This is a genomic window from Halobacillus sp. (assembly GCF_049282395.1).
GTDB lineage: Bacteria > Bacillota > Bacilli > Bacillales > Halobacillaceae > Halobacillus.
Map to the genome: position 1 here is coordinate 1 of NZ_JBAPTY010000137.1, position 14326 is coordinate 14326.

Below are 14326 nucleotides of genomic sequence, written 5' to 3' on the forward strand. Positions count from 1 at the left end.
GCGTCATTCACTTATTCAGCAGATCCACCGGCTTCTATCTGAAAAAGAACAGAAGAAATTTGCTGTTTGGCAGCATCCTCCCGATGAATCCAAGTTACAGGTGCAATGGAATGCAACCAAAGAAAAGGTGCAGGATAAAGAGAAGGAGCAAAGGGAATTGCAACAGCAGGTGGCCGATGCGAAAAGCAAATTGAGGACTTTAGAAAGTTCCGGGCAATATTCTGAGCTGGTTCACCATTACGAAGCGGAACGGTCGAAGCTCAAAGGCCTCGCCATTGAATGGGCTAAATACCAGCTCGCCGGACATGTGGTTCACAAAACAAAAGAAAAGTACAAACAAACCTATTTACCTCAAGTTCTAGAGCAGGCAGGAAAGTATTTCTCCCGTTTGACTAGCGGCAAATATGCGGCGGTGCAATTGCTTGAGGACCGTGAAGCGTTAAGGATAGAAGACGATGAAGGTAAGGTTTATGAGGTGTTTGAGCTTTCCCGGGGAACGAGGGACCAGCTATATGTATCCTTACGCTTAAGCTTAGGAAAGATAATGGCCGAAACTGTCCGACTTCCCTTCCTTTTAGATGATGCGTTCGTACATTTTGACCAGCAGCGGCTCCCGGTCATGCTGAAGATCATAGAAGAGATGTCTAATGACCACCAGACTATTCTTTTTACATGGAGAAGCGACCTCGCCAGTAGTTTCCAAAAGGTAGAGGAGCATAAACTTTAGTAAAATAGGGAATAAGGTCGCAAAGTACTGTCATTAGTGATAAAATGTTTTAAGATTATAAAGAGGAAATAGCAAATGGAGGGTTTCCATTGCCAAACACACACTACGAAGAATGGAATAAATACGAAGAGACAATCGAACAATTCATACAAGTGATTGCTAAAAACATGACTTTGTACGGGATCACTCCCTCAATAGGACGTTTATACGGGGTTTTATATTTTGCGGAAGAGCCTATGACCCTGGATGACATGAGAGAAGCTCTGGCAATGAGCAAGACCAGTATGTCCACTGGTGTCCGGGCCCTTTCGGATATGAAGATGGTCGAACCGTCTTTTAAAAAAGGGGTACGCAAAGACTTGTATAAATCAGAGGAAGATTGGTACAAGTCATTTACCTCTTTATTCAGCAGCCGGTGGAAACACCATACTGAAACCAATATTGAAGAAGCTGATGAAGCTCTTGAAGAATTGAGAGAGTTGAAAGAGAACACAGATGATCAGGAACTTCAGGAGAAAATTGATCAGGACATTTTCAGACTGGAATATGCCCAGGATTATTATCGCTGGTTAATTAAATTTATTCATGTGGTGGAATCCGGTGAAATTTTTAAATATGTTCCAAAGATTGATCAGCGGGAAAAAAAGAAATAAAGAACAGACAGAAGCTGGCCTATCATTCCATTAGCTGAAAATCTCATGCTGAGGGAAAGGGTCCAGCTTCTTTGTTATAGGCTCTATCAACACTTCATGCTGATCATTAAAGAAAAGCTCCCGATACTTGAAGACTCAGTTTCGAGATATTGGGGGTCCGTTACAAACAATAGATGAGGGCGGCTACAGAAACAACTCGTCTTGTTCCATCACCCAGACACTCAAGACATAAGCCGCTCATCAACGTATTGAAAAACCGCCATCCTTTTGATGGTCGTGTCTTTCGGGGTGATTCCACATTTGAACACTTTCCTGCGTCGTGCAGGGCCGCGGAAAGCGAGCCGTTCCCTGGAGCCCCTTTCTCTACAAAATATCTCGAAACTTAGTCTTCCACTAACCGACACTCTAGTGAAACAATTGCTTTAAAAAATATCAATGTTAATAAGAACTATGTAAAAATAAAAAGAAAGGAAGTGGGAGGATTGAAAAAGGGAATAGCACACTATCAAATCGGGGATTCATTTGACTACTTTCTATTGATAAAAACGGCAGTTAAAGGAGTAGCAAGCAATGGCAAGCCATTCTTAACCCTCCTGCTTAAAGATCAGACTGGCGAAATTGATGCCAAACTCTGGGAAGCGAGCTCGGAAGATGAGAGAGTATTCCAGCAGGGAGAACTAGTAAAGGTGACCGGGGAAGTAGGGCAATTTCGCAATAAACCTCAACTGAAAATCCACAGTATTCGCCCCTCCCAGCCGACAGATGGTGTCTTTCACAATGATTTTATTGAAAAAGCACCTGTGGAGAAGGAAGAGTTGATGGAGCGGATTACAGAAGCCATCTTCGAAATGAAAAATGCCAATTTTCAGCGAATCACACGCCAGTTTGTAAAACAGTATCAGGAGGATCTGCTCAGTTATCCGGCGGCTGTCAGAAATCATCATGAATATGTATCGGGACTCGCCCATCATATTGTTAGCATGCTGAACATAGCGAAGGAAATGAGTAAGCTCTATCCAGATATTGATAAAGATTTGCTGTACGCTGGAATTATCCTGCATGATCTCGGTAAAATAAAGGAATTCTCCAATGCCGTGGCCCCGTCTTATACCACGGAAGGAAAGTTAATTGGCCATATCTCGCTCATGGCAGAAGAGGTACGTATCGTCGCAAATGACTTGCAGATTGAAGGGGAAGAAGTCACGGTTCTGCAGCATATGATCCTGTCCCATCACGGAAAAAGCGAGTGGGGTAGTCCAAGGCCGCCTTTAATTAGAGAAGCCGAGCTTTTACATCATATCGATATGCTGGACGCGAGAATGAATATGCTGGACAGAGCTTTGAAGAAAACAGCTCCGGGAGAGTTCACAGAGAAGATTTATCCAATGGAGCAGCGCGCTTTTTATAAACCTTCCTTTGAAGATAAGTAGAAGGGTTAAGGCTTGTCCTGTAAGTTTAATAGAATAAATAAAAGTGGATCTCTAAGCTTGTTCATATTTTTCAAACGCTGCTCATAGAATGGATACAAATGGAATAGGGAGGAAACAACCATGTTGTTCGGAATTCCAATTTGGGTCTTATTTTGTATCGTGTTTATATTTATTAGCGGTTATATGGCGTTGCGAGCAATGAGAGCAGAACATCATCTGGAACAGCAGCATATTGAGCAGGAAGGACAAGTTTATTTAACGCGTATGGAAGAAGAAAAAGAAAGACGCAATCAACACAGAAAAGTGATGATGTAAGTTAATAAAATGAAAAAGTCCCTGATGTTTATAAACATCAGGGACTTTTTTCGTTTCAGAATGAGTTATTCTTCAGAAGAACTGTTCTCCTCTGAAGAGCCGTTTTCAGCTTGTGCAGGTTCTGCCTGCTGTTTAAACAGATCCTTGTACTCATCAAGCTTCACATCAATTTCAGCTTCTTGCATCATTTTATTCATTTTTTCTTGTAGTTTGGCCTGATCTACTTTTTGGCTGACTAGTGTACGTTTGATTTCTTCTTTAGCTTCTTCGTATGGCTTCACATCTTCAGCGTCACGCTTATCGGTTACTTTAATGATATGGAAGCCGAACTGAGTTTTAACTGGTTCGCTTACTTCACCTTTTTCAAGACCGTAAGCAGCTTCTTCAAATTCTGGAGCCATCTTGCCTGGTCCAAACCAGCCGAGTTCGCCGCCCTGCTGAGCAGAACCGTCAGATGAATATTCTTTAGCAAGCTCGGCAAAAGATCCGCCATCTTCAAGCTTCTGTTTTACTTCTTTAGCTGTTTCTTCATCAGAGACTAAAATATGACTCGCTTGTACTTCTGTCTTCATCCGTTCATAATACTGTTTCATTTCTTCTTCTGAAATTTCTATATCCTCAGCTGCAGCTTTTTCCTGAAGCAGGCTGAATCGAATGGTTTCTTTAAATTGTTCTTCACTGGAGAATCCGCTTTGTTGCAGAACCATTTCAAACTGATCCCCATATTGTTCTTTTAATGTTTCAAGTTCTTTATTAACAGCTTCATCAGATACTTCATATTTTTCGGCAAGAACTTCTTTCATCACAAGCTGCTGAAGCACTTGTTCACCATTCTTGCTTTTCAATTCCTGGTAAAATTCTTCTTTTGTTACGTTTCCACCGCTCGTTTCTACTACGGTTTCTGATTCATCCGCATTGGAAGAGCAGGCAGATAAAGTGAATACGCTAGCCGCGAGAGCCGCTGTAATTACTATTTTCTTCATTTCACGTACACTCCTATAAAACATAATATTATTGTTGACGTAGAGGTCTTTTTAACAGCCCATGAGTAAATATAACACATAAAGACCTGCGACTGCCATATTCTTCATTAAAAATTTATGACAGGCTGATTACGGTCAGCAGAATCTAAAAAACAGGCCGGGCTGTATGGGCAACCGGGCCTGTCTGTTTAAAGTGTTATAAGCACTTCTACATATGAAGATATGAGTAATATCGTAATGAGGACATTGATAGTCCGGAATACGCGAGTTTGCTTTTCATTCGACATCTTTGTTTTCAAGCATAAGGAATGAGTGAGTGAATTGAATACGAATAAAATAACGAGCGCATACAAGATGAATCCGAATGCCATGACGATGTACCTCCTTTATTCCCTATGAAACTACTCTATCAAAATTTCCAGTAATTGAACAGAATAAAGGCGTGAAAAATAAAAAGCAGCTGATACACAGGGGTGCAAGCTGCTTAATAACAAGGGTTACGCTTCTCTTTGACGAATTAAAATATCGTATCCATCTTTAGCGTTTTCGATCACGCATTTTCTAGGGGCTTTTGCAAAATAGTTTAAATATAGAAAGTCAGGAAATGATAATCCAATATTAACAGCTGCAAAGATGACCAAATAGGCAAAGTAATTAGGGAAAACACAGCTCATGATGATAGTTGGAAACGTGATAAAGAAAGTCGGCGCTAAGGCCATCATCATGGATGTTTGTTTTGAAAGTTTAGATTTGCATTGGTAAGTGAACGTCGGCAGCATTCTTCTTCTGAATTTGAATTTAACACTAAATCGCTTGTAAAGCAGTACTAAAGGCAAGATATGCATAAGCCGATGCAAAGCTGGCAAAAAGAATAATATAACAATTAATGGCAGAAAGCCATGATCTTTCATATCATGCGTGCCATGCAGCATGGAAAATGGCAGATATAATATCAAAAAGGACAGTAATCCTGTTAAAAATGACATCAGATAAACACGATTGAGACCGAATTCTTTATTGATGTTCACTGATTTCCAGCAATTCATCATAGAATCCCCCTTTACTGCAGAAATTGGTGTGAGTAAGTTACGAACATATATAGAAAATTAGTATTTATTATGCGTTCTTATTTGACTTGCACATTTGGAATAATAGTACCTTTACAAGGAAAAAGCAATAGGTTTTTCGTAAAAAAAATAATTGCTTTATAAACCGCCATGGTGGGGCTGAACCTGGAGAGGATTATGAAGAGAGGAAAGAATAAAGAAAGAAAATTGTGAAAAAATAAGTGACAGAACTAGGAAGGGCATAGTGACAGAGGGTTTAAGAGGGTGAAGAGATCTAAAGGGGGATGCAGGTTGCCGCTGGGACTGTAAAAAGAGAATCCTTTTTAGGAAAGAAGAAAAAGGTTTTTGAAAATTTCCCTAGACACAAAAAAATCCCTTCCTGAAGTGGTGACTTCATGGAAGGGAAAACGTTAGGAAGATTTAGATTGATTTTTAAAATCATCGAGATCAGCAGGCTTTTCTTGAACAGAAGCTTCATCTTCAATGTTTTCTAAGGAACGTTCAAGAATTTCCATATATTCTTCCCCGTAAATTTCCTTTATGAGGGCGGATAAGTCTAGAAATTCCGGTAATTTACCGTACATTTCCGTCATTGGAAGTGAACCGCGAAGAACAGAATTATCTTCCGGGTTATATTCGCTTAAGGTAGCCTCAAGAAGCTCGTTACCATCATCCGTAAGTTCTATATACGTATTTCTTTTATCGTTCTCACGTTTAGAAAATTGAAGGAGACCGCGTTTTTCTAGTTTCTTCGAGAAGTTAAACGCTGTAGAGACATGCATGACTCCAAACTTGGAAATTTCAGAGATGCTGGCCCCTTTCAAATGATAGGCAATCCATAGAATATGGTGTTCATTGATGTTGAGCTCAAAAGGCTTTGCCCATTCTTGCCAATCTTTTTCGATGGCTTTCCAAAGCGCCTTGGATAATTGAGCCATTTTATGACTATAAAAAATAGCTTCTCGCTTAGAAATTTTTTCCTTCATACATCTCACCTTCTTTACGTATAGGTTACATCTATTGTGACAGGTTTATTGACATATTTAAAGTGATAATGCGCAAGAATACTATTTTTGTAAAACAATCTGAATATTTTTCCACCTGTTTAGTGGCTAATAACAAAAAAAGCTCATTCGAAGTCCAATTTGTGGAATGTTTTCAATATATTTTCATGAAATCCAATCATTTGTTCCAGCCTTTGATATAAAAGGTCCGCTTCTTCCATTTGTTCCTCACTGGAAAACTCACGATACCGATTTTTCAGCTGATTTTCTACTTTTTTTAAATTGGTTTCCTGTTCATTGGCTGCCGTCTGCCATTTACTAATATAGGAAGACATGAAATTTTTATAGATACTTTTATTAGCTTGAAACAAATCTTTTCGAACCCCTTTTTTCCATACACGGTTCACCAGCCCCTGATCTATCAAGGAACGGACACCTGTACTCATGGAGGTTTTGCTCTTTCCAAGAGCCTGACTCATTTCATCGAGGGTCATAGGTTGAGGGTTAATATAGATCGTAGCGAATAATCTCGCTTCTGCAGGAGTTAAACCAAACATTTCTAACGTTTTAGAGAATTCAGTTATGACTTTTGTATGAATATCTTCTAGCGATTGATGATCTTTTAATACCATAAGATCCTCCTTCAATTCATTGCTACACTTACATTACTATTAATTGGATAAAAATGAAAATTAACTACAAGCAAGTAAATTGGAGTATTTCGGAGGAATTCAAAATAAATAACCTAAATCATTCTGTAAAGTTTATACTGTACGTAATTTTTAAACTAAAACAAATGTATTTATAGTTTGAACTATTTATTACAAATAGGTTACAGTTATAAGGTGGAAAGATGAGTGCGGATAAAATTTCGACATAGACGTACCATAATAATAAAAACTAGAGGTGATAGACGTGCCGATTATTCAAGTAGAGAACTTGTCCAAAATCTTCGGTAAGCAGGCTAAGAAAGCCACCAAGTATTTGGATGAAGGTTTATCCAAGGAAGAAATCCTTGAGAAGACTGGAAATACAGTAGGGGTCAACCGGGCTTCCTTTGATGTTGAAGAGGGAGAAATCTTCGTAATTATGGGACTATCCGGAAGTGGTAAATCCACGCTTGTTCGTTTAGTCAATCGACTGATCGAGCCAACAGAGGGCAGTGTTTACATTGACGGACAGGACTTAGCCAAAATGGATAGTAAAAGTCTCAGAGAAGTCCGCCGCCAAAAATTAAGTATGGTATTTCAGCGATTTGCTTTATTTCCGCACCGTACAATTCTTGAAAACGCTGAGTTTGGTTTAGAGGTACAGGGCATCGATAAAGAAGAGAGACAGAAAAAAGCAAAAGAGTCATTAGAAATGGTGGGACTTGGCGGATACATTCATCAGTTCCCTTCCCAACTATCTGGCGGTATGCAGCAGCGTGTTGGACTAGCCCGTGCTTTGGCCAACGAGCCTGAAGTTCTACTTATGGACGAAGCCTTTTCGGCATTGGACCCATTAATTAGAAAAGAAATGCAGGATGAGCTGCTGGAACTGCAGCAAAAAATGAAGAAAACCATCCTATTCATTACACATGATTTGGATGAGGCGCTTCGGATTGGAGATCGAATCGCCTTGATGAATGATGGTAAAATTGTCCAGATCGGTACGCCGGAAGAAATTCTTGTCAACCCGGCGAATGATTATGTGGAGAGGTTCGTAGCAGACGTAGATCGCTCCAAAGTATTAACGGCCGAACACATTATGAAACGTCCAGAAACCGTTGATGTTGAGAAGCATGGGCCAAGAACAGCACTTGAGCGCATGCGTAAGGAAGGTCTTTCAAGCATTTACGTTACTGATGCCAATCGTAAGCTGTATGGATACGTACTTGCCGATGATGTGGCTAAGGCTGTTAAAAATGATCAAAAAGATCTGAAAGAAATTATGCGGACGGATATTCTGAAAGTTGAAAAAGACACATCCATGTCAGAAATCTTCAACCTGATCCATGATGCACCGGTCCCTGTCGCCGTAGTTGAAAACGACAGATTATTAGGCATTATTGTGCGAGGAGCAGTAATTGCCGCACTAGCCGGAAATGAGGTGAATCTAAATGGAAGTGATTCCTAAAATACCTGTGGCTGAATGGGTATCTTCTTTTACTGAATGGGTTACCGACACATTTGAGCCTTTATTTGATTTTATAAAAAATGATTTTGGCGATTTTATTGAAATGTTTGCTGAAGACTGGCTAATGAGTATTCCGATTTGGTTATTTATTATTGTTGTAGGTGCTATTGCTTTCTTTATCTCTGGTAAGAAACTGGGCTTGACCGCATTCTCGGTTGTAGGCCTGTGGTTCATTTCCAACCAGGAGCTATGGGAAGAATTGATGAATACATTTACGCTTGTCATATTCGCCAGTTTGATCTCGGTCATTATTGGTGTCCCTTTTGGGATATGGATGGCCAAGAGCGGAACCGTGGAGAAAATCCTTACTCCAATTTTGGACTTTATGCAGACGATGCCGGCTTTCGTTTATCTAATCCCGGCTGTAGCCTTCTTTAGTATCGGAATGGTGCCAGGGGTGGCTGCATCTGTTATTTTTGCTACACCGCCTACGGTCCGTTTTACCAATCTGGGGATCCGTCAGGTGTCTCATGAATTAATCGAAGCATCCGATTCATTTGGTACAACGAACACGCAGAAATTATTTAAAGTTCAATTGCCAATGGCTAAGAAAACGATTATGGCAGGAATTAATCAGACGGTTATGCTTGCTTTGTCTATGGTTGTTATTGCTTCCATGATCGGTGCCAAAGGTCTGGGGCAGACGGTTATTACCGGACTGCAGCGTGCTGATGTGGGAACAGGTTTTGTGGCCGGTCTTGGAATTGTAATTCTGGCTATTATTATTGACCGCTTTACGCAGAATTTGAACACCCAGCGTGGTGAATAATGGTTTTAAATGAGGGCTGGAAGGCCAGTCCTCATCTAATAAATAAAAAAGGAGCAAATGACATGTTTAAATTTGATTGGAAACGTCTTAGTGTAGCAGCAGGTCTTTCGTTGACTCTTGTAGCAGCAGGCTGTGGCTCATCTGATGAAGGGTCTGAAGGAACAAGTGGCGATAGCAATGAAGGTGGAGAGTCTACTTCAGAAGAAGTGAACTACGGAGAAGAAATGAACTATGAAATTACAGGTATCGAGGCAGGAGCAGGCGTTGTTAAGGCCGCTCAAAGTGCTGTAAAAGAATATGAAAACCTGGCCGGATGGGAAGTATCTACCTCCTCTTCAGGTGCTATGGCTACAGCTCTAGGACAAGCTGTTGAGAATGAAGAACCTATTATTGTAACAGGCTGGACACCACACTGGAAATTCGCTAAATATGATCTGAAGTATCTTGAAGATCCAAAGGAAGTTTTCGGTGGGGAAGAGCAAATTAAAACCATGGTACGTAAAGGTTTGAAAGAAGAAAAACCAAATGCTTACAAAATTTTAGATCAGTTTAATTGGACAGCCGCTGATATGGAAGAGGTTATGCTTGAAATCAATGATGGTGCTGAACCTGCCGAGGCAGCGAAAAACTGGATAGAGAATAACCAGGAAGCTGTAAGCTCTTGGACAGAAGGCACTGAAAAAGTAGATGGTACAGAAGTTGAACTTGTTTTTGTAAACTGGGATTCAGAAATTGCTTCTACAAACGTAGTAGCTGAAGTTATGAAGCAACAAGGTTTTAATGTGACCATTACGCCGCTTGATAATGGACCAATGTGGGAATCTGTCTCAGAAGGAGAAGTGACCGGAATGGTAGCTGCATGGCTTCCAGCAACACACGGTGACCTTTATGAACAGCATAAGGATAACCTTGAAGACCTTGGTGCGAATCTAGAAGGCGCTAGAGTTGGATTGGTTGTTCCGAAGTATATGGAAGTTGACTCCATTGAAGATTTAAAACCAGCTGAATAATATAAAAAACCGGAAGGCGGGAAACCGCCTTCCGGTTTTTTTAATGGTTATTTCGCTTCATCATTGAGTGGATTACCATCCTCGGCATCATTTCCCTGCTCGGCTTTTGCCTTCTCTTCTAACTCTTTTAGACTTTCTTCAATCTGTTCTAAGTATTTCTGGATGTTTTTCTGATGAGGCTCTACGGTTTTTTTCCAGCTTTCAATAGATGTTTTTACATCTTCAGATAGTTCTTTGATCAAATCTGCTCCCTCTTTGGAGGTCTGGGCAATCTGATCCTTCAACTGCATACCTTCTTCCCGCAGACTTAGTACGGTGTTTTTTAAGTTCTCGCTTTTTAAGCGTGCGCCTTCTCTGAATTGACGTCCAGATGAAGGGGCACTGAGCAGGGTATAAGCAGCTCCTGCGATCCCGCCTACGATAAAACCTAAAGTTAAGGATTTTCCATTTGGCATTAAAAAATCTCCTTTCCTATCTCCTGTTTTATTATTTTCTCTTATAATGAAAGAACCAAACATAAAATAATAAATAAAATAGAGCATGATGAAGATAAACTTAAGGTGAGATTTCTTTGGTGATGGTAAACAGAAGGCACTACATCTGCTGCAGTGCCTTTTCTTATTTGTATCAATCTATTTTTTCGTCCCTTCAATTCCTTTTGGAAATGGAGGGAGAAGAAACGGGGAGCGCTTCATTGATGCTGGATCGTCTTAAAATGGAAACAGCAATTGGATATATAATCGCCATGAACGCAAGGTTCAAGGCCGCAGTAGGTAATACAACAGTTAGAAACATTACGGAAAAGCTTGCATCCATTAAACCGATGACATTCAGAACAAGGCCTAAAAAGATGGTTCCGCTGATCACAGTACCTGCGGCTGCTAATGCAGATGCGACCCACTTGGACTGGCGTAAAGGGCGAATCATGAGAACCATTCCAAATACGAGTAAACCTGTTACGGGTTTATCAATTAGATTCGCTACCTGTCCTCCCGGAATCGTCGTAGTCAATGCGGAAATAAAACCGGTAGCAATTGATAAAATGAGCACATACGGAAGCTTAGGGAATAATAAGATACCTAAGAACATCATGGCAAGCATCATATCCGGTCTCATTCCCAGAAAAAACGGAGGCACAACAGCGTGCAGAACTGCGCCAATTCCAACAAATAAAGATAGCATGACTAAAACTCGTGTATTCATTTGTACATCTCTCCTCAACTAAACTAATCTCTTTGTAATTTACAATCCAAACGTGCCCTCGTGGCCGCTTGCGATTGCATAGCTGTATTATACCAAAATGAATGTTTAAAAATCAAAGCATCACCCTGTTATTTAGGTATATTCTGGTTGATCTCTCCGGCAATGCTTTGTAAGTCTTCTGGTGCGTAGTCATCGGCATGTGTTTCCCATTTGGCTTCAAATCCATCTTGATCTCCGTATCGTGGCAGCAGGTGGATATGTAAGTGATAAACAGATTGACCAGCAGGGGCTTCGTTATTATTCAATACATTCAGGCCAATTGGGTCATAAGTTTCTTTAATGGCATTCGCAATTTTGGGTATTCGGGAAAATAATTTTTCAGCTACATCCGGGTGCGTATGATAGATGTCTTTGGAATGCTGTTTAGGGATCACCAGCGTGTGGCCTCTCGTCACTTGGCTGATATCAAGAAACGCATAAACGTCCTCATCCTCATAAACTTTGGCAGATGGAATATCTCCATCCAGGATTTTGCAGAAAATACAATCTTGTGCTTCAGACATGTCCAACACTCCTTTAACTTTTGTTATATTGTACCACAAAAGCAGCGGTCACCTCGACGATCAGCATCCTTTCTCCATCTATGCAAGTTATGAAGGAATTGTGGTAGAATTTGATAAGAATGCATGCTTATGAAAAGAGGGATCAAGTTGAATTCGTTACTTCAAGTAAAGAACCTTCACGGAGGTTATACCCATAAAAATGTGCTGCACGGGATTTCGTTTCAAGTACAGCCTGGTGAAATTGTTGGACTGATCGGTTTAAACGGAGCGGGAAAAAGTACAACGATTAAACATATTATCGGCATGATGCAGGCGAAGGATGGAGAAGTTTCCATTAACGGAACATCATTCGAGAAAAACCCTGAAGAATACCGCCAGCAGCTTGGCTACATACCTGAAATGCCAATTTTGTACGATGAATTGACTTTATTTGAACATCTCGAATTAACGGCTATGGCTTATAATGTACCGGAAGATTTGTTTAAGAAGCGTCTGGATCCTTTATTGAAGGAGTTCCGAATGGAGAAGAAGCTTAAGTGGTTTCCCGTTCATTTTTCTAAAGGGATGCGTCAAAAAGTAATGATCATGTGTGCCTTTTTAATTGAGCCGGAGCTTTATATTGTTGATGAGCCATTCGTGGGGCTCGATCCTCTCGGGATTCAGTCGTATTTGCAATTGATGGAAGAGATGAAAGACAAAGGAGCCGGTGTGCTCATGTCGACTCACATTTTAGCTACTGCTGAAAAATACTGTGACCGCTTTATTATTCTTCATGATGGAAAAATCCGTGCAATGGGGACGCTGGAGGAATTAAGGCAATCCTTTAACCGCCCGCGTGCTTCTCTAGATGAAATTTACGTTCAACTGACAAAGGAAGACGATCATGATTAATGCCAAAGAGTTTTGGAACCGCCGATTTTCTGAACATATGAAAGAGACAAGCCGTTACTTGAAGTACATCTTTAACGGTCATATTGCTGTAGCGTTATTCTTCTTTCTATCTGCTCTCGCTTATTATTATCAGCAATGGCTGGCCGCTCTTCCGGAAACGTTTCCGACTGCATGGGTAGTAGGGATTGCTTTTGGATTGATTGCAAGCTACAGTCCTGTACGGACCCTGCTGAAAGAACCTGACCTGGTATTCCTTCTGCCGGCTGAATATCAATTGGATACGTATTTTAAGAGAAGTCTGTATTACAGCTTTATCGTGCAGATTTATACGGTTCTTTTAGTGGCGGCAGCACTGGGACCGCTCTACTTTGCCTCTTATCCTGATCTTGGAAGCCGCCATTACCTTATGATAATCGCGGTCGTCTTTGTTATAAAAGTATGGAACATGCTTTCCAACTGGTGGATGCTGAAGGAAAGAAATGCAAGGATCCGGAATACTGATCAAGTTGTAAAAGTCGCCTTGAACATCATGATCTTTTATTTCCTTTCTCAAGGAGAATGGATGTTTGCAAGTATCGTAACGATTCTTCTCGCTGCACTGGTTCTGTACACATACAGCCTTTCGAACAAAAAGGCCGGACTCGCCTGGGATCTGCTAGTTGAAAAAGACCAACAGAGAATGAGGACGTTTTACCGTATTGCGAACATGTTTACAGATGTACCGCATCTGAAAAATACTGTGAAGAAGCGTCATTCGCTCGTCCGGGCATTGCTTAAACCGGTTATGTACAAACAAAGCCGCACCTTTACGTATCTGTACCGGATTACGTTTATCCGGAGCAGTGATTATCTAGGAATGTATCTTCGTTTGATGGTGATAGGTGGACTTGCCATCTGGTTTGTGCCGAATATATGGGTGAAAGTCTCCTTTGCCATTTTATTTTTGTATTTGAGTGCTTTCCAGATGATGACGCTTTGGAATCATCATCGTACGAACATATGGCTCGATTTATATCCGATTAAAAAAGAGTGGAAGCAGGGAGCATTACTGGAATGGCTGCGTCAGATTATGCTGTTTCAAACGTTTGTATTTGGTGTGCTGTTTATTATTCAGTGGAACCTTTTGGGACTGCTGATCGTATGGATTGGAGGAAGTGCCTTCAGCATTGCCTTTATCCAGGGTTATGTCAAACAGAAGTTAACGTAAAAAAAGAGGGGCGCAGATTGGTGCGCCCCTTTCTTATTAAGCTTTAATCGTAAATTAATGAATTGCTTCAATAAAGTTCCTTGAATTAGTGCCTTTATTTCTTATGAGTCAGAAAAAGTGAGTCTTACAGATAAGCTCCCATTACTTGAAGACTCAGTTTCGAGATAACTCGGGTCCGTTGCCAAGAAAGGATGAGGGTCGGCTACAGAAACAACTCGCTTTCCTGCGGGGGAACTGGCAAGCCTCCTCAGTCGTTAACACTCCTTGTGGGGTCTCGCCTCGCTCCTTCTCCCGCGGGAGTCTCGTCGTTTCCTCCGCCACCCCGG

Annotated in this window: 17 protein-coding genes; 9 read left to right on the forward strand and 8 right to left on the reverse strand. The window is 40.9% G+C overall.

Translation table 11 applies throughout. The annotated features are described in order from the left end of the window. The 4 genes from WAM07_RS06390 to WAM07_RS06405 all read left to right on the forward strand — a co-directional run. Window positions 1–727, forward strand: a 727-nt coding sequence (locus tag WAM07_RS06390; protein ID WP_422165710.1) for an ATP-binding protein, incomplete at its 5' end; no start/stop codon positions are given. Window positions 728–816: 89 nt separating this feature from the next. After that, window positions 817–1380, forward strand: a complete 564-nt coding sequence (locus tag WAM07_RS06395) for a GbsR/MarR family transcriptional regulator (protein ID WP_422165711.1) — start codon at window positions 817–819, stop codon at window positions 1378–1380. A 482-nt stretch (window positions 1381–1862) separates the two neighbouring features. After that, window positions 1863–2810 (forward strand): 3'-5' exoribonuclease YhaM, encoded by a 948-nt coding sequence (gene yhaM, locus WAM07_RS06400; RefSeq protein ID WP_422165712.1) that lies wholly within the window; start codon window positions 1863–1865, stop codon window positions 2808–2810. A gap of 120 nt (window positions 2811–2930) precedes the next feature. After that, window positions 2931–3125 (forward strand): sporulation YhaL family protein, encoded by a 195-nt coding sequence (locus WAM07_RS06405; protein WP_422165713.1) that lies wholly within the window; start codon window positions 2931–2933, stop codon window positions 3123–3125. Between the two features lie 65 nt (window positions 3126–3190). Here the strand turns inward: WAM07_RS06405 and WAM07_RS06410 are convergent, their stop codons facing one another. The 5 genes from WAM07_RS06410 to WAM07_RS06430 all read right to left on the reverse strand — a co-directional run bounded on the left by WAM07_RS06410 (window position 3191) and on the right by WAM07_RS06430 (window position 6811). Beyond that, the gene (locus tag WAM07_RS06410) at window positions 3191–4108 is read right to left on the reverse strand and encodes a peptidylprolyl isomerase (protein ID WP_422165714.1); all 918 of its coding nucleotides are present in this window, start codon (window positions 4106–4108) and stop codon (window positions 3191–3193) included. Between the two features lie 188 nt (window positions 4109–4296). Next, complete coding sequence (locus tag WAM07_RS06415) at window positions 4297–4479, reverse strand: hypothetical protein (RefSeq protein WP_041601224.1); 183 nt, start codon at window positions 4477–4479, stop codon at window positions 4297–4299. A 126-nt stretch (window positions 4480–4605) separates the two neighbouring features. Beyond that, window positions 4606–5154 (reverse strand): DUF3267 domain-containing protein, encoded by a 549-nt coding sequence (locus WAM07_RS06420; RefSeq protein WP_422165715.1) that lies wholly within the window; start codon window positions 5152–5154, stop codon window positions 4606–4608. Window positions 5155–5585: 431 nt separating this feature from the next. Further along, on the reverse strand, window positions 5586–6161 hold the full coding sequence (locus tag WAM07_RS06425; protein ID WP_014642460.1) for an HTH-type transcriptional regulator Hpr: 576 nt from the start codon (window positions 6159–6161) through the stop codon (window positions 5586–5588). Window positions 6162–6304: 143 nt separating this feature from the next. Continuing rightward, window positions 6305–6811 carry a GbsR/MarR family transcriptional regulator gene (locus WAM07_RS06430; RefSeq protein WP_422165716.1) on the reverse strand — a complete coding sequence of 169 codons (507 nt, stop codon included), beginning with the start codon at window positions 6809–6811 and terminating at the stop codon, window positions 6305–6307. A gap of 283 nt (window positions 6812–7094) precedes the next feature. Between WAM07_RS06430 and proV the strand changes: the two genes are divergently transcribed. The 3 genes from proV to WAM07_RS06445 all read left to right on the forward strand — a co-directional run bounded on the left by proV (window position 7095) and on the right by WAM07_RS06445 (window position 10136). Next, window positions 7095–8297, forward strand: coding sequence for a glycine betaine/L-proline ABC transporter ATP-binding protein ProV (proV, locus tag WAM07_RS06435; protein WP_422165717.1), 1203 nt, complete (start codon window positions 7095–7097; stop codon window positions 8295–8297). Next, a complete protein-coding gene (locus tag WAM07_RS06440) occupies window positions 8281–9126 on the forward strand; it encodes an ABC transporter permease (protein ID WP_014642463.1) in 846 nt (281 codons plus the stop codon). The genes proV and WAM07_RS06440 overlap by 17 nt, the downstream gene beginning before the upstream one ends. A gap of 62 nt (window positions 9127–9188) precedes the next feature. Beyond that, window positions 9189–10136, forward strand: coding sequence for a glycine betaine ABC transporter substrate-binding protein (locus WAM07_RS06445; protein WP_422165718.1), 948 nt, complete (start codon window positions 9189–9191; stop codon window positions 10134–10136). 47 nt (window positions 10137–10183) lie between these two features. Here the strand turns inward: WAM07_RS06445 and WAM07_RS06450 are convergent, their stop codons facing one another. The 3 genes from WAM07_RS06450 to WAM07_RS06460 form a co-directional block, all read right to left on the reverse strand. After that, a complete protein-coding gene (locus tag WAM07_RS06450) occupies window positions 10184–10591 on the reverse strand; it encodes a YtxH domain-containing protein (RefSeq protein ID WP_422165719.1) in 408 nt (135 codons plus the stop codon). 193 nt (window positions 10592–10784) lie between these two features. Beyond that, window positions 10785–11339: a tryptophan transporter gene (locus WAM07_RS06455; protein ID WP_422165720.1), complete on the reverse strand. Its 555-nt coding sequence runs from the start codon at window positions 11337–11339 to the stop codon at window positions 10785–10787. A gap of 128 nt (window positions 11340–11467) precedes the next feature. Further along, complete coding sequence (locus WAM07_RS06460; protein ID WP_422165721.1) at window positions 11468–11902, reverse strand: HIT family protein; 435 nt, start codon at window positions 11900–11902, stop codon at window positions 11468–11470. 129 nt (window positions 11903–12031) lie between these two features. Here WAM07_RS06460 and WAM07_RS06465 point away from each other — a divergent pair, with 129 nt between their 5' ends. Both WAM07_RS06465 and WAM07_RS06470 read left to right on the forward strand, forming a co-directional pair. Then, window positions 12032–12793, forward strand: a complete 762-nt coding sequence (locus WAM07_RS06465; RefSeq protein WP_422165722.1) for an ABC transporter ATP-binding protein — start codon at window positions 12032–12034, stop codon at window positions 12791–12793. Next, the gene (locus tag WAM07_RS06470) at window positions 12786–14000 is read left to right on the forward strand and encodes an ABC transporter permease (protein ID WP_422165723.1); all 1215 of its coding nucleotides are present in this window, start codon (window positions 12786–12788) and stop codon (window positions 13998–14000) included. Before WAM07_RS06465 ends, WAM07_RS06470 begins: the two co-directional genes overlap by 8 nt. Window positions 14001–14326: the final 326 nt, after the last annotated feature.